The organism is Micromonospora sp. 4G55, from assembly GCF_016803375.1.
The window spans coordinates 1-16,325 of the sequence record NZ_JAEVHN010000079.1; the positions used below are offsets into that span (position 1 = coordinate 1).

Here is a 16,325-nt window from a genome sequence, read left to right on the forward strand (position 1 = left end):
AGCTGACCGTGCAGGTGCAGCGGTCGCCGTCCGCCGCGTCCCCCCGCGCGACGCGCCGGCGCCGGCCGCTTCGCCGGCCCCAGCCTCGGCTTGGGCGTGACCGAATGACCGACGGACTTCTCGCCTTCCTCTCCTGGACGCGCAGCGGGATCGCCGCCGGTGGGGCCGCCCTCGACCCACTCACCGGCAACCTGCCGGTCGGCGCGCCGGTGGACCTCGCCGTCACGGTGAACACCCGCACGCCGCAGCGGCTGGCCGCCCGCCTCTACGGCCCGGGCGACGTGACCGGCCTCGACACCCGCCAGATCATCCGCACCGATCCCCGGCCCGAGGACGACACGTTCCCACCGCACCTGTTTCCCCTGGTGGAATTCGACCGGCCCGACCTGCCCTGGCTGCTGACCCCGGCCACCGCGACCGACCGCGACCGGCTGCGACCGTGGCTGGTGCTCGTCGTGGTCGAACGCGACCACGCCGAACTGCTCCCCGGCGGCGCGCTGCCGGCCCTGAAGACCCGCCTCGAACAACTGCCCGACCTCGCCGAGTCACACCTGTGGGCACACGCCCAGGTCGCCCTCGACGGGGCACTCGACGACGCCCGCCTCGACCGGCTGCTCGCCACCGCTGCCGACCGGACGCTGTCGCGCCTGGTCTGCCCGCGCCGTCTGCAGCGCCGCCGCGCCTACCTGGCGTGCCTCGTGCCGGCCTTCGAACCCGGCCGCAAGACCGGACTCGGCCTCGACCTCGACGACGTCGACCGCACCACGGTGCGCCCGGCCTGGACCGCGGGCAGCGGGAACGCCCCGCTGCTGCCCGTCTACCACCACTGGTCCTTCTCCACCGGTGACAGCGGCAGCTTCGAGGCGCTCGTCGAGCGGCTCCAGGGCCGCCCGTTGCCCCGCGAGGTCGGGGTCCGCGACCTCGATGTCGGCAGCCCCGGGGGCGGCCTGCCGTCCATCGACGCCGGGCGGCCCGGCGCGGTCGTGGAACTCGAGGGCGCACTGCGCTCACCGGCCACGCTCGCCGCCCCCCTGGTACCCGCCGGCCCGCGCCGCGTTCGAGGCCGCCCTGCGGCCGCGCCTCGAGCCCACCGACGCCGACCAGGTGATCCCGCCGCTGTACGGCCTCATCCACACCGGCCGCCGCGGCTTCACCGGCGACGCCGATGAGATCAACTGGCTACGCCAGCTGAACCTGGACCCCCGGTACCGGGCCATCGCCGCTCTCGGCACCCGCGCCGTGCAGGACAACCAGGAGGACCTCGTCGCGGCGGCCTGGGAGCAGGTGGCCGCGCTCCGGGAACTGAACCAGGCGCTGCGCAACGGACAACTCGCCCGCACCGTTGACCAGGCGATCTACGACCGGCGGGTCGACGCTGCCCGGCCCGGCCCGGTGCTGCCCGACGACCGGCTGCTGCAGATCACCGACCCGGTGCACCAGGCGCTGGGCACCTCCGCCAAGCTGGCCGCCGGCCGGGCCGTGCGCGCCACCACCTCATCCGCCTTCCGCAAGGTCACCCGCCCCGGCCGGTCGCTGGCCCGGCTGGCCGGCGAGACCGTCGCCCGGCCGATGGCCCGGCTCGCCGCCCGCGAGGTGACCGTCACCCCGCCGCTGGCGGAACCGCCGGGCATGGCCTCGCCGGAGACCCTGTCGGCGGGCGAGACGATGCTCGCGCTCACCGGCACACGGGTCAAACTTCCACTGTGGATGGCGGCGCCGACGGGACCGACCCAGCAACCGGTGCAGGCCGACCCGCTGGCCGCCTTCCCGGGCGCGTTCATGCCCGGCCGGGTGTTCGTCACCACCACCGACGGGCGGCTGATGTCGCGGGTCACGCAGGGCGCGTTCAGCGGCTGGCAGGACCACGGCAACCCGCCGGGCACCACCGCGGCCACCCCGCCCGCCGCCATCCGCGACCTGCGCGTCTACGTCACCGGCGGCGACCGGCAGGTCTGGGAGCTGGCCTGGGACGGCGACTGCTGGGCCTGGCAACGCCTCCCACTGCCCGGCAACCTGCAGGTTACGGGGGGCGTGGCACCCTGGACCACCTGGGCGGACTCTCGTCCCATCGGCGGCGGCCTGGCCCGCACCGGCACCTACGACATGGTGTGGGTGGTGGCCACCGACGGCAACCTGTACCAGCTCAACAGCGCCGGCGGCTGGAGCTCCCACGGCAATCCGGGCGTACGGGTGACCGGCCGCCCCGGCAGCGTCGACGCATGGTCGCTCCTCGTCCCGGCCACCGACGGGTACGTCTGGAGCCGGGCGATCAACGAAGACAGCGGCGCGTGGGAGTGGACGCAGCTACGCGGCCTCACCACCACCGCACCGATCGGCGGCGCCCAGCCCTTCGGGGTCGACATCCGCCGCTTCGCCGGCGGCCGGCTCGCCAACGAGTTGTGGATCTACAGCCTCCAGCTGTCCTTCCCGATTTCGTTCCGCTGGACCCGCGCCCGCACCGACCTGGGCGCCCTGCTGGGCGTACTGCCCGGCCAGGGCATCCTGATCAGCACCACCAGCGGCGAGGTACTGCTCGGCTCGACCGCCAACGCGCTGATCGTGACCTGGCAGCCGTTCCTGCCACCCCCACCGGGCTTCACCGCCGGGCAGACCCTGCGCGGCGCGGTACGACCCGACGGCGTGGTCGTGACCGCCGTGAACGGCCACTACCTGGAAGGCTCCGGCGGCACCTGGACCGACTTCGGCCCGCCGCGCAGCCCCGGCGTCGGGGCACCCAACGCGGCACCCGCACAGCACCGGCGCTGGCGCCCGGTCCTCGGGCTCATGGGCAGCATGGTGGTCGCGCACGTCGACGCCGCCGCGGGCGGCGACCGGCTGCACGAACGGGTCGGCCCGGACCTGGGCTACGACGCCGAGGTACGCGGCGGGTGGAACCTGCTGACCCCCATGCCGGACACCATCGGCACGGACACCCAGGGCATGGGCATCGCCCTGGCCAACGTACGCGGCCGCGGCGGCGACGCGCCCCGCCGCGATCTCGTCGCGCTGTGGATCCAGGACCACGGCGGCGGCAACTTCCCCACCTACCGGGTCGGCTTCGACCTCGGCGCCGGTGGCGTACCGGCCTCGTGGTCGCCGGTGAAGCGCTGCCCGACACCGGTGGCCACCACGATCACCTCCGGCGGCGCCCTCACCGTCAAGGTGCGCGTCCGGGACACCGACATCGACGTGGCCGACCTCGACGGCGACGACCGCCCGGAGCTGGTCATGGCCTACGTCAGCGAGGAGGCGACACCGCGGGCGTTCTACCGGATCGGATGGTCGCTGGATGCCAACGGCAACGTCACCCAGGGGTGGAGCGAGTCCCAGCCGTTGCCGGCGCCCGGCGCCCCGACCGTCGGCATCGGCGTCGCGGTCGCCGACGTCAACGGCGACCTGCGGCCGGACCTCGTCGTGCTCTACGTGACCCAGGCCGCCGGCGGCGCCCTGCAGGCGACGTACCGGATCGGGTTCGGGCTCAACGCCCGCGGCCGGGTGACCGGCGGATGGAGCGCACCTATCGCCGTCGGCGGCGGCCCCCTCCCCGCCGCCCTGCACGGCGTGGCGCTGACCGTCGCGGACCTCACCGGCAACGAGCGCCCGGACCTGGTGGTGCTGCTCGTGGAGAACGGACCGACCGACAACACCGGCTGGTACCGCGTGGGCCGCGACCTCAACCCGACGACCCGTGAGGCTCTGGCCTGGAGCACCAGCCAGCGGATTCCCGGCTGGTTCGGTTGGGAGAACCGGGGCGCGGGCGTGGCGATCGGCGACCTCGACCCGCAGCTGATGGACCGCAAGAAGGCCTTCGCGCAGGCGTTCCACGACGCGGCCAAGGACCACCAGGCGGTCCTGGCCGTGGCGCAGCGCCTGGCCGCGGCGGACGACGCGGTGGTGCCGCTGCAGACGGTCGCCGCGACCACCCGTACCGCTCTGCAGCCGGCACGGCGGGTCGAGCAGCGGGTCGCGGCCCGGGTGCAGGGTGTCGACCTGACCCGGGTGCCCGCGACCGACCGGCTCAACCCGGTGCTGGCCGCGCCCTCGTTCGACGTGCCCGCCTACGAGCTGGTGCGCGACATCGCCCGGGAACACCTGCTGCCCGGCGTCGACCGCATTCCCCCGGACACCGTGTCGCTGCTGCGGGCCACGCCCGCGTTCATCGAGTCGTTCCTGGTCGGGCTCAACCACGAGATGGCGCGGGAACTGCTCTGGCGTGAGGTGCCGGCGGACCGGACCAGCACCTTCTTCCGGCAGTTCTGGAACCGGACGGACGGCCGCGACGATATTCCACCCATCGACCGGTGGCGGCCCACCGCACAGCTCGGCGCCTCCGCCGCCGGCGTGGGCGGCCCGGACATGGCCGTGCTCGTCATCCGCGGCGAACTGCTGCGCCGATACCCGAACACGGTGGTCTCCGCGATCCGCGCGACCTACGTCAACGGACGCCGCACGCTGACCACGACCACCCTCCCGCCCGACTTCCACGGCGCGATCGACCCGGACATCCTGTTCTTCGGCTTCCCGCTCACCGTGGCCGAGGCGCGCGGCACCGCCGGCACCGACGCCGGCTGGTTCTTCGCCTTCCAGGAGCACCCCACCGAGCCCCGGTTCGGGCTCGACGAACCGGGCGCCGCGCCGGCGTGGGGCAAGGCGCCACCAGCGTGGAACCACCTCGACTGGGCCGCCGTCGTCCCGAACCAGGCCGCCCTCGACACGCTGACCCACGTGCCGCTGACCGTGCCCTTCCCCCGCGACACCACACTGTCGGTCCGCGACGACCGTCCCGGCGCGGACACCTTCCGGTGGGCCGAGAACTCCGCCCACACCGCCCACATCACCCTCCAACGGCCGGTGCTGTTCGCCATCCACGCCACCGACCTGCTGCCCCACACCACCGGCGACTGGCACGTCACCCACGTGGTCAGAGTCCGGCGCAGCGTCGCCGCAGTGGCCGGGCAGCACCCGGACGGCCGCTGGTGGCGGCTGAGCCTGGCCGAGGCGATCGCCGCCGTACGCCTGCGCGAGCGGCTGTTCGTCCAGCCGCCGGGCCGGCCCGCAGCGGAGGTGGTGGTGGTCCGCGGCCGCGGTGGCCGCGAGTACCTGCGTACCCGCGCCGGCGGCGGCGTCGGGGACAACCTGCTCGCCCTGCCCGACCTGCCGAGGGATGCCGATGTCTGACCCGCTGCCCCCCACGCCAGGACAGTGGCGCATCACCCACGTGGTCAGGGTCGAGCACAACGTCACCGCCGTGGCCGGACAGTATCCGGACGGCCGCTGGTGGCGGCTCAGCGAGGCCGACGCCGTCGCGGCCGCACGACGGGGCGAACGGCTGTACGTGCAGCCGCCGGGCCGGCCCGCAGCGGAGGTCACGGTGGTCCGCGGCCCCGGAGGCCGGGAGTACCTGCGTACCCGGGCCGGCGGCGGCCTCGGGGACAACCTGCGCACCCTGCCCAGCCTCCCCAAGAGCGTCCAGGCCGACCTGCTGCCGCACGACGCCGGCCACCCGTTCGCGCTGCTGCCGGTCCGGATCGAGACCCGCTTCGCCGGCACCGACCTGCGGGTACGCGTCTTTCCCGACCAGATCCACGTCGACACCCACGAACCGGAGCTGACCGCCGACGAGCTGAGCGCCGGGCGCCGCTACTGGGAGGCGCTCTGGCGGTCCGGTGGCGATGCCACGGCGCAGGCCGCTGCCTGGGACGACCTGGTCACCCGGCTGCCGGCCGAACGCGCCGCCTGGGTGGCCCGCTGCGTGGAACCCGTCAACCCGGCCGACCGTCCCACCGCTGCGGTTCCGCCCAAAGAAGACCTGGACCCGGCCCCACGCTTCGGCAGTCCGGCCAGCCGCACGGATACCTGGACGCGGGCACCCCGGGCAGCCGCGCTGCCGGACCGGTGGCACGTCGTCGCGATCGTGAACGGACCGCCGGCCGTCCGCCTGGAGGCGGTCAGCGCGCCCGTCCGCAAGCCGCTGGTGATCGGACCCGGGCGCGGATTCAACCCTGGCACCCTGTCACCAGACGCCCTCCCGGTCGACGCCGCCACCCGCTGGATGGTCGACTTCGAGGAGGCACGCCGCGCCGGCATGGCGGTCACGCTCTCCCTCGCCGGCCACCCCGAGCTGCTGAGCCGCGGCATCGACCGGCTGCTGGTATACGGCGTCCGCGAGAACCCGGACCCGCTGGCCGCCGCCCGCGAGCTGGCCGACCTGTTCGAGGCGCACCAGCACACGCACGGCCTCACCTACGTCGGCCAGGGCACACCGACCAACCAGACCGCCACCGCCGCCCGGGTGCCGGGCCGCCGCAGCCCCGAACGCGCCGCCGCGCTGCGGGTCACCGACACCGACCGGACGCCGGCCGACGCCCAGGCAAACGCCTGCGTCCTGGCGTCCGCGCTGGGCCTGGGCCTCGACTCCACCGACCCGCGTCCCGGCCCGTCCCGGCGGCCGGGACCGCCGGGACGCCCGCTGGCACTGGCCCGCGCGGTCGACGCCGCCTGCGACGAGCAGGCCCAGGCGCGGGCTATGAACACCCTGCTCTGGTCGGCCACCTGGGGCGGCTTCCTCTGGCAGCAGATGGACCCGATGTTCGGCGACGCGGCCATCACCACCGGGCGCCGGCACTTCCAGGCGTACGTACGCGCCGGCGGCCCCCTGCCCGCGGTGCGCATCGGTGACCAGCCCTACGGCATCCTGCCGGTCACCCCGCTGGCGGCGTGGAAACCGACCGAGACTACCGACCTCGACCCGCCGGGCATCCCACCGTCCGTCGTGGACTTCCTCCGCCGGCTCCGTCGGGATGTCTGGACGCCCGCGGTGGCGGAACTGCCGCACGTCGCCGGTCACGGCCCGGATCCGCAGGAGACGGTGCTGCGCATCCTCGGCATGGCCCCGACCGCCCAGCAGATCTACGGCCGCAGCCTCCTCGGCATGGAGTACTTCGCCTACCTGTGGCGCTTCGCCGAACTCAGCCTGCACGAGAACTGGCGCGCACAGCTGCGCGACGGCGCCGACGCGCTGCGCGCCCGGCTCGGCCTGCCCGCCTGGAACCCCCGCGTCGGCCAGGCGGTGTTCGGCACCACCTCCTTCCCCATCGACTCCCCGATGGTGGCCGCCGCCACCGGCCCGAACGCCGCCCAGTACCTGACCGAGATCGCCACCGCTACCCCAACGGCACTGCGGGACCGCCGCGAGATCGCACCCAACGGCCAGACACCGCTGCTCTATCGGCTGGCCCGCCACGCGATGCTCACCGAGTACGCGATGGCCGCGGCCCGCGTGCTGAACCGGCAGACGCGACCGCCGTCCGCAGGCGAGCACCTCGACCCCGAGCTGGCCGGCATTCTCCCCGGACGTAGCACGGTCACGCTGTGGGAACGGCTCGCGCGGACCGTGCGGACACCGTCCGGCGCCAGCCGAATCCTCACCGACTACCTGATGAACCCCGAGCCGGGCGACACCGCGACGGCCGGACTGATCGAACTGCGTACCGCCCTCACCCGGCTGGCCACGTTGGGGCCGGAGACCAACGACCGGCTGGTCCGCGAGACCCTGCCCCTGAGCTCCCACCGCCTGGATGCGTGGCTCACCTCCCTCGCCACCCGCCGGCTGCGCTGGATGCGCGGCCGCAGCGCCCCCGCAGCGGCCGGCATCCACCTCGGCGCGTACGGCTGGGTCGAGGACCTGCGCCCCCGACCGGCGCGCCAGGAGGTCCAACCACGCCCGCGGGGCGAGGACCAGCAACCGATCTACCGCCAGCCGGACAACGCCGGGTTCGTCCACGCACCCTCCATCGGCCAGGCCACCACCGCCGCCGTGCTCCGCGCCGCCCACCGCGCACACGCCACCGACGCAGGCGGCCCCCTCGCCGTCGACCTCCCGTCGCGCCGGGTACGCCTCGCCTCCTGGCTCCTCGACGGCGTCCGGCAGGGCCAGCCGGTCGGCGCCCTGCTCGGCTACCGCTTCGAACGAGCCCTCCAGGAGCACCCCGTCGGCACCCTCGCCGCCTACCTCGACGACTTCCGCGCCCTGGCACCGGTCCGCGGCACCCGAGTCGCCGCCGGGGAACCACCGCAGGAGTCGGTGGCCGCCACCGACGTGGTCGACGGCCTCGCGCTGCACCGGCTCTGGCGCTCCGGGCAGCTCAACCTCGACGCGCTCGGCCTCGACGCCGAACACGCCGCCGAGCGGAACGCCGCGCAGGAGGTGCTGCGCTACCTCGACGACGCCGTCGACGCGCTCGCCGACGCTCTGCTGGCCGAATCCGTGCATCACGCCGTGCAGGGCCAGCCGCTGCGCACCGCGGCGACTCTCGACGCCACCGCCGGCGGCGAATCCCCGCCACCCGAACTTGAGGGGATGCGCACCCCGCGTACCGGCACCGCCGTCACCCACCGGCTCGTCGTCGCACTCGGCGAGACCACGCCAGCGCTCGGCTGGCCCGTCGACGCCACCCAGGCCCGGCAGGCCGCCGCGCCGCGGGTCGACGCCTGGCTGGGCCGCCTGCTGCCGACCCCGGACCGGGTCCGCTGCCGTGTCCGGGTGGACGCGCCCGATGGCAGCTTCCTGCACCGGCTGGTGGACCTGGCCCCGCTGCGCCTGTCCGCGCTGGACTACGTGCTGATGCCAGAAGGGGGCGGGCAGGGCCAGCCCACGGAGCTGGAGCAACACCTCATCGCCGTCCTCCGGTCCCGCCCGGACGTCGGCCCCCGCGCCGGACTCACCTTCGACTACTCACGGGACCCGCGCTGGACCCCGGAAGTCGTCACCGTCCCGGAGTTCCTGGAGGCGGTCCGGGCCGCCCGCGCCCTGGTGACCACCGCGCGGGCGCTGCAACCGCGGGACCTGACCGTCCCCGAGGCCCCGGCCGTACCCGACGAGGCCGATCAGGAGCTGCGCGATTGCGCCACCGGCGCCGTGCGCGCACTCGCCACGGCGGCCGACGCCCTCAGCGACCCGGCCCGACTGCGCGAGGGACTGCGCCGGGCCACCGCACTCGGTGTGCCGTTCGCCGTACCCACGGGACCGGACGACCAGGCGGTGGCCGCCATGGCCCGGCAGGCGGCCTCCGCCCTCGGCGAGGTGACCCGCCGCCAAGGTCTCGTGGCTGCCGCAGCGACCGACCGGGACCGGTTGAAGGCGGTGTTCGGCGAGAACTTCCCCGTCGTCTCCTCGTTCGTGGCCGCCGACGTCACGGCTGTGAATCCGCCCGTGGCGGACAGCACGGCGCTGCTTGGCAGCGACCCGTTCGCCGCAGTCACCTGGGCCACCCGTACCGCCCGGGTCCGGCCCGGCGTCCAGCGACTCGTCGCCGCCCTGTCCTACGCGGAAGCCCTGCAGACTGGCGACTCGTTCTCGCTCACCGTCGCACAACGGCCCGCCGCCGACCACGACCGCTGGCTGGGCCTGAAGGCTGCCGCCGGCACCCCCGCGGGGAGCAGGGTGTCACTGGTTGTGCACGTCGCGCCGGAGGCCCGGTTCGGCCGGGCCGCCGGGCTTGTCGTCGACGAATGGACCGAAGTGATTCCGAACGCCCGGGAAACCACCGCCGTCGCCTACCAGTTCGACACCCCGGGGGCCAGCGCCCCGCAAGCCGTGCTGCTGGCCGTACCCCCGGACGCCAGCACCTCCTGGGGCAGGCGTCTGATCGAGCAGACCCTGCTCGAGGCGATGGACCTCGCGCGGCTGCGGCTGGTCGACTTCGAGGCGCTGCACCCGATCGACCCGGACGCGCTCACCGACATCGGCCAGTTCCTGCCCGCCGCGTACTTCGCGCTCAACCTGAAGGGGGACGTTGTGTCCACCGACTTCACCGAGGGGAAGTAGCCGTGCCGTCCGTGACGAGCTGGACCCGACTCGAGCCGAGAGCCCGCGGCGCCGACATGCGTCCCTCGCTGGAGGCGCGGGTGCATGACCCGCTCTGGCTGCTCGGCCGGCAGTGGCAGGTCGGCGAGTTCCAGGGCGAGGACGCGGGTACGCCGATCGCAGCGCGCCTGCGGGGGCGCGCCGATCGTCTCACGGCCTGGCGGCCGGGCCCGGACCCCAGCCAGCCCGAGCACCCGTACGACGGAAACGTCCCGCTGGAAGCGCTGGTGGAACGGGAGGTCCCCGCACCCGACGCCCGCCTGGCGGCCGAGGCCGGCCAGCACCTGTTGCGCCTGCTCACCGACACGGGCCTCGGCCGCTACCGCGGCATGCTCTGCACGGCCTACCCGATTGCCCCGCCCGCCGCGGACGCCGACCCGGACAGCTTCCGCTACCTGACCCTGATGACCGGCCGGGCACCCGACGGCGACAAGCTGGCCGCCGCCTTCCGCGGCCCGCTGGCCGCCGACGCGCTGCCCGCCGCGCTGCCCGTCGACCCCGGCGACCGCGACGCGTTCCGCGCGACCGCCCGTGCCTGGCTGGCCTGGTACGACGCGCTGGTCACCCGCCCCCTCGACACCCAGCACACCTGGCAACCATCGCGGCAGGAGTACGGGTTCGCCGTGTCCGCCCGCACCGACGGCACCCCGGTCACGCTGGAGGCGACCGAGTACGCCGAGGGCCGGCTCGAATGGCACAGCTTCACCATCCGTCCCGGGCAGTCCACCGCGGCCGCGTCCGGCGAGGACGTCGTGGCGACCGCGCTCGCGGCACCCGTCGCCTACCCGGGCATGCCGGCCCGGCGCTGGTGGCAGTTCGAGGACAGCCGCGTCGACTTCGGCGGCATCGAGGCCGCGCCCGAGGACCTCGGCCGACTGCTGCTCGCCGAGTTCGCAACGGTGTACGGCAACGACTGGTACCTGTTGCCAGTCGACCTGCCCGTGGGCTCGCTGACGACCGTGCACTCCCTCGTCGTCATCGACACGTTCGGCGAGCGCACACTCATCGACCGCGTGCGTGATCCGGAGTGGTCGATGTTCGAGCTGTCCCTGCATGACGCCGGGCCGGGCGACGAACGCCGGGGCGATCGGCTCTTCCTGCCCCCCGCCCTCGGCTCATCGCTCGAGGGCGAGCCCGTCGAGGAGGTGCTGCTGACCCGGGACGAACAGGCGAATCTCGCCTGGGCGATCGAGCGTGTCGTCGCGGGCGAGGCAGGCGGTCGGATTGACCGCTTCACGCAATGGCAGGCCCGACGCGTCGCCGAAGCGCCGGACCAGGAACCAGGCCCGGACGATCCCATCGCCTACCGCCTCATGACGGAGGTACCCGACCATTGGATTCCGTTGCTGCCGCACGAGCTGTCGCCCGGCAGAGTCGAACTGCGTCGCGGCGCTGTCCGACGCTCGACGCCGGAAGGCGAGGTGGAGGTCGAGCCGCAGGGACGCGTGCTGATGCCAGGCCAACCGCTGCATCTCTTCGAGGAAGAGGTACCACGGGAAGGAGTCAGGGTCACCCGCAGCTGGCAGTACACCCGCTGGACCGACGGCTCGTCCTACCTTTGGCTCGGACGTCGTAAGCGGCCGGGCCGTGGGGAAAGCTCAGCGGGTCTTGTGTTTGACCGGCTTGTCGCTGCAGACCGGCGTGCGGATTGACTGAAGGCCCGTATTTGAGGTGCCACATCCTCGCAGGTCAGGGCACTCTCCTTCATCCGGCCCCGGCGACCACTTCGGGCGCTGGACCACTTCGCCAAGCTGCACCCAAGCTGCCCCCACTTGCAAGACACGAACATTCGCAAGGCCGTAACCGGCCTGACCTGTTCGAGCATCGGGGTAGAGGCGCCAACATGTACGTGTCACGCGGGTCCCAGCGCCCATGACGCCTTGAGGATGGGTAGCGGCTGCTCGTACCTCGTCGCCGCCCGGCACCCAGCTTCCTCGCAAACGGCCTCGCGATCGATGCCCGTTTCGGAGGCCCCGATGGCGCTCGGCGACAGCACCTGGCTTACCTGCGGCGAGGACCCGATTCAGCTCCTTCGGAATTTCATTCAAGCTGCAACGACTTGCTACGCCGGCCGATCGTTCCCACGCATGCTGGGGTCCTCTTCGTCATAGGACGCGATGATCACTTGATCCGGGCATTGACGATGGCGGCAGCCTGCCGCCCGCCGTAGGCAAGGCCGCCGAGCAGCACGAGGTCGTGCATCACCACCACCACCGCCTCCGCCCCACCACCGAACCTACGGTTCGGTTACCTGCAACTGGGAAGGCAGCAAATCCGACCCGGTGTTACATGCCAAGGAAGACCAAGATTCTACTTGCCCCGTACCCGAGCAGGAGACAGAGAAGATGGCGAAGGCATACTGGATCAACACCTTTCGGTCGATCAAAGACGAGAAGAAGCTAGCCGCCTACGTTGAGCTGGCCGGGCCGGCGATGCGGGCCGCGGGTGGCAGGTTCCTGGCGCGCGGACTTCCGGCTCGAGCGTTCGAGTCCGGGATCATGGAGCGCACCACGCTGATCGAGTTCGACAGTGTCGACGCCGCGGTCGCGGCCTACAACAGCCCCGCCTACCAGCAGGCGCTTCGGGTGCTCGACGACGGTGCCGAACGCGACCTGCGCATCATCGAGGCGGTTTCCTGAACGCACGCCGCCGGCGTTGAAGTCGCCGTGCCCGCCATGTCGACACCATCGTGCGGCCTCGACATGGCCGGGCACGCTCCCTTGGACGCGAACGCCTTTCGCTGGCAACCCGGCTCTGGTCGACACCGGCCCGGTGCCGATGGTGCCCCCTCCCACCTCGCCGGAGGAGACACCAACCCCGGCCCGGCCCGCGCTACGCGGTGACGCCGGTTGTCGCCGAAGTGGTGCGCAGGAAAAGGCCGCCGTGAAGCGAGTCGGAGGGTAGTTTGCCGGCCTCGAATCCCGGGCCCGCGCGGACGAGGGCGACGAGGTGCGGGACCTTCGGGCACGCGAGCGGTCTGGCAGCTTGAACGCCATGACCAGCCCGGCCGGGCCGCGAGTGATTTTGGTGTGTTGCCGCCGTGGGAGTTTCGACTCGATCGACGAGGAGCTGCCATACAGCCGCGGTCCCGTTTTTAACGTTGTGGGCCGATCCTGCACACGTGGTATTGACGGATCCGCCAGGAACCCGCGCTGAGCTGGAGGGCCAGGGACAGGTACACCGGGGCTTCCCAGCCGGTGGGATCGCGGAAAACGACGTGGGCGAAACCACCAGCCGCCCCCTGGTCGATCGAGTAGGTGTGCAAAACGGTCACGTCCGCGCTGCGATCGGCGGGTACGGCGCCGTAGTAGGCACGCACCATCTGCCGGCCGACGAGCACCTCGGGGCCGAAGCCGAGGAAGAGGGCATCCGGGTGGAACAGGTCGGCCATGGCCTCGACATCATGGTCGTCAAATGCTGCCTTCCACCGGCCGAGCACCTCGTCCATCGGATTGCTGGTCATGGGACTCCTCGTTCTGGCATGACCTCGGCCGAGGGTGGTCCGGGCGTCATCCGTCAATCGTGCCCGTTCGGCTCGCCGCTACTGACTGCTTTGAGCATGTCGGACATCCCGGGGATGTGGCCCTTCGTCGTTCATGAATCGGGTCCGCCGTGATCACCAGTGCGTCCCAAGGCATCGGGGCCAACCTCGTAATCGGGTACCGAATCCTGCACGTCGACGGCAGTCAGAACGCCGGTCGCTGACCCATCCCCGTCGCACCACCATCCGATATTCGGCACTTTCGGCCCATGGTCTACCCGTGCCGGTCGCGCCGGGGGGGGAAGGCACAAGGTCGCGGGCGGGTCAGTCAGCGGCGACGAAGACGCGGGAGGCCACTTCGCGGGGTAGCCGGATCCGGCCGCCGTCGCGGTCGATGGAGAACCCGTCGCGCTCCTGCGTCACGTCACCGTGGCGCCCAGGTCGACCCCGGCGGCGTGCAGCTGTCGCAGCACGTCCGCGTTGGTTTGCACGCCCTCGCAGATCCGGTGCACCACCATCGAACCGGTCAGGGCCGATGCGTGGAAATAGGCGAAAACGCCGTGAAACACGCATAAGCTGAGGATCGCTGAGGATCGAACCAGTTGCCCCGCGGGGCAGCCACACCAGGCAGGAGAAGCTGCCACGACCAGTGTCAAGCTGTCGGTCATCTACTACTCGGCTACGGGTACCGTCCATGCGATGGCCGAGCGCCTGGCCGAGGCCGGGCAGAAGGCCGGGGCTGAAGTCCGTCTTCGGCAGTGTCCCGAGCTCGCCCCCGCCGAGGCCATCGCCTCCAACGCGGCATGGAGCCAACACTTCGATCGGACCAAGGACGAGCCGAAGGCCACTGCGGATGACGTCGTCTGGGCTGATGCCGTGCTGTTGGGCACCCCGGTCCGCTACGGCAACGTCTCCAGCCAGCTCAAACAGTTCCTGGACACCCTTGGTCCGCAGTGGGCGCAGGGACTGCTGGCCGACAAGGTGTACGCGGGCTTCACAGCCGCGCAGACGCCCCACGGCGGACAGGAGGCGACGTTGCTGGCTCTCTACAACAGCATTTATCACCTTCGGCGGCATCATCGTGCCGCCCGGGTACACCGACCCGTTGAAGTTCGCCGACGGAAACCCCTACGGGGTCTCCCACGGCACGGGCGGCAACAACACCGACCCGCTGACCGAGGTGCAGTTCGCCGCCCTGGATCACCTGGCGCAGCGGGTGGTCCGCCAGGCCGGCAAACGCTGACATCTGAAGATCGAGACGCCATGCTCCGGCCAGGCGCGCTTGATGACCTCGACGCAGGCGTGGTGGCGGTCCCGCTCCGCGGCACCGGCCCGGCCGCCCGCAGCCACACTCATCGAGGGTGCTCTGGCCGATACCGAGGAGTGTCCCTGATGGATCCAGCATCGCCGTGCGGTCAGGCCGGGACGGGCGCCGCCAGAAGCGCGCGCAGCTCGCGGACCGCTGCCCGGCCGGCGCGGTTCGCGCCGACTGTGCTCGCGGACGGCCCGTAGCCGACCAGGTGGATCCGGGGGTCGGCGACCACCCGGGTGCCGTCCACGACGATGCCGCCGCGGGGCCCCCGCAGCCGCAGCGGGGCCAGGTGGTCGAGCGTCGGCCGGAAGCCGGTGCACCAGAGGATGACGTCCACGTCCTGTGCCACTCCGTCGCGCCACTGGACGCCCTCGGGAACGATCCGGTCGAACATCGGCCGGCGTGGGAGGAGACCGCGTTCCCGGGCTTCGACCAGCTGCGGTGTCCACGCCAGCTCGCTCGCGCTGGCGATGCTTCCCGGGGGCAGGCCGGCCCGTACCCGTGCCTCCACCTTGGCGACCACCTCGCGTCCGTAGTCGGGAGTGAACGGCCCGTCCCGGAACACCGGCGGCCGGCGGGTGACCCAGGTCGTCGTCGCCGCGACGTCGGCGATCTCGACCAGGAGCTGCACGGCCGACGTTCCGCCCCCGACGACGACCACCCGCTTCCCTGCGAATTCCGCCGGCCCCCGGTAGTGGGCGGTGTGCAGCTGCCGCCCGCGGAACGTTTCCTGTCCCGGGTAGTACGGCACGAACGGCCTGGTCCACGTTCCAGTGGCGTTGATCAGTGCCCGGGTGGTCCAGGTGCCGTTGCCGGATTCGACGAGGAATCGTCCGTCGCGGGCGTTCCGGACGGCCGTGACGGCGACGGGCCGCTGCACGCCGATGCCGAACTTCCTCTCAAAGGCGGCGAAATAGGCCGACACCGCGTCGGCGGCTGGTTCGTCCGGCGACGGAGGCGTGAAGCGCATGCCGGGCAGGTCGAAGATTCCATGCACGGTCGCCATGCGCAGCGTCGGCCATCGGTGCTGCCAGGCCCCGCCGGGTGCCGGGTTGGCGTCCAGGACGGCGAAGTCAAGACCGGAGGAGCGCAGGTGGTACGCGCTGGACAGCCCCGCCTGTCCGGCCCCGATGATGACCACATCCGTCTCCGGCATGTGCCGTACAACGTCTCAGGCTCACCCGGGCCTTCCCACGGGCGATGGATCTCACACCGCCCGGACGTACCCGCCGAACCCGGCCCTGGGCCCGCTCGGTTCTCGGCGATCTCGGCTGTTGCCAGAAGAGCCCACCGTCAGGTACTTCAGTTCAGATACCGGTGCGGACGTCAAGCGGATGAGACGACAACATGCTTGACCTCTGCCATTTGACGATCTCTCCGCCGTCAAGGACGGAGGTTCCCTCCAGGCTGCGTGTGGAACACGCGGCGTCCGGGTGGATTACCGCTTCGCCGCGCGGTGCCACCATCGCTGGTGGTCTGATCCGCGCTCCACGGTCGTTTAGGCTCTCGGCGCGTCCCGCCGCGAGCACGTTGATGGCCGCGTTGACGTCTCGATCGTGGGTGCTGCCGCACGGGCACTTCCACGTTCGGACGTTCAACGCCATCTTGTCGTTGATCCGGCCGCAGTCCGAGCACCTCCGGGTGGACGGGAAGAACCGGTCCACCCG

General features: G+C 72.4%; 8 protein-coding genes and 2 pseudogenes. 6 read left to right on the forward strand and 4 right to left on the reverse strand.

Annotated elements, in window-relative coordinates:
- The first annotated feature begins 104 nt into the window (after positions 1-104).
- The 5 genes from JNW89_RS09880 to JNW89_RS09900 all read left to right on the forward strand — a co-directional run bounded on the left by JNW89_RS09880 (position 105) and on the right by JNW89_RS09900 (position 12,504).
- Positions 105-1,169 carry a hypothetical protein gene (locus tag JNW89_RS09880; protein WP_238448658.1) on the forward strand — a complete coding sequence of 355 codons (1,065 nt, stop codon included), beginning with the start codon at positions 105-107 and terminating at the stop codon, positions 1,167-1,169.
- On the forward strand, positions 1,105-5,178 hold the full coding sequence (locus JNW89_RS38030; protein ID WP_238448659.1) for a DUF3892 domain-containing protein: 4,074 nt from the start codon (positions 1,105-1,107) through the stop codon (positions 5,176-5,178). The genes JNW89_RS09880 and JNW89_RS38030 overlap by 65 nt, the downstream gene beginning before the upstream one ends.
- On the forward strand, positions 5,171-9,826 hold the full coding sequence (locus tag JNW89_RS09890) for a DUF3892 domain-containing protein (protein ID WP_238448660.1): 4,656 nt from the start codon (positions 5,171-5,173) through the stop codon (positions 9,824-9,826). The genes JNW89_RS38030 and JNW89_RS09890 overlap by 8 nt, the downstream gene beginning before the upstream one ends.
- Before the next feature lie 80 nt (positions 9,827-9,906).
- The gene (locus JNW89_RS09895) at positions 9,907-11,517 is read left to right on the forward strand and encodes a hypothetical protein (RefSeq protein WP_238448661.1); all 1,611 of its coding nucleotides are present in this window, start codon (positions 9,907-9,909) and stop codon (positions 11,515-11,517) included.
- A gap of 693 nt (positions 11,518-12,210) precedes the next feature.
- Positions 12,211-12,504 (forward strand): DUF1330 domain-containing protein, encoded by a 294-nt coding sequence (locus JNW89_RS09900; protein WP_238448662.1) that lies wholly within the window; start codon positions 12,211-12,213, stop codon positions 12,502-12,504.
- A gap of 455 nt (positions 12,505-12,959) precedes the next feature.
- On the opposite strand, the gene JNW89_RS09905 is transcribed toward JNW89_RS09900, so the two are convergent.
- Both JNW89_RS09905 and JNW89_RS09910 read right to left on the reverse strand, forming a co-directional pair.
- A complete protein-coding gene (locus JNW89_RS09905; protein ID WP_238448663.1) occupies positions 12,960-13,313 on the reverse strand; it encodes an SgcJ/EcaC family oxidoreductase in 354 nt (117 codons plus the stop codon).
- A gap of 357 nt (positions 13,314-13,670) precedes the next feature.
- A pseudogene (locus JNW89_RS09910) lies at positions 13,671-13,876 on the reverse strand (ferrous iron transport protein A); the annotation flags it as partial.
- Between the two features lie 169 nt (positions 13,877-14,045).
- Between JNW89_RS09910 and JNW89_RS38640 the strand changes: the two are divergent.
- Positions 14,046-14,589 (forward strand): annotated as a pseudogene (locus JNW89_RS38640) (flavodoxin family protein).
- A gap of 172 nt (positions 14,590-14,761) precedes the next feature.
- Here JNW89_RS38640 and JNW89_RS09925 read toward each other — a convergent pair.
- Both JNW89_RS09925 and JNW89_RS09930 read right to left on the reverse strand, forming a co-directional pair.
- The gene (locus JNW89_RS09925) at positions 14,762-15,814 is read right to left on the reverse strand and encodes an FAD-dependent oxidoreductase (protein WP_238448664.1); all 1,053 of its coding nucleotides are present in this window, start codon (positions 15,812-15,814) and stop codon (positions 14,762-14,764) included.
- Between the two features lie 151 nt (positions 15,815-15,965).
- Positions 15,966-16,322, reverse strand: a complete 357-nt coding sequence (locus JNW89_RS09930) for a transposase (protein WP_309139968.1) — start codon at positions 16,320-16,322, stop codon at positions 15,966-15,968.
- Between the last annotated feature and the right edge of the window lie 3 nt (positions 16,323-16,325).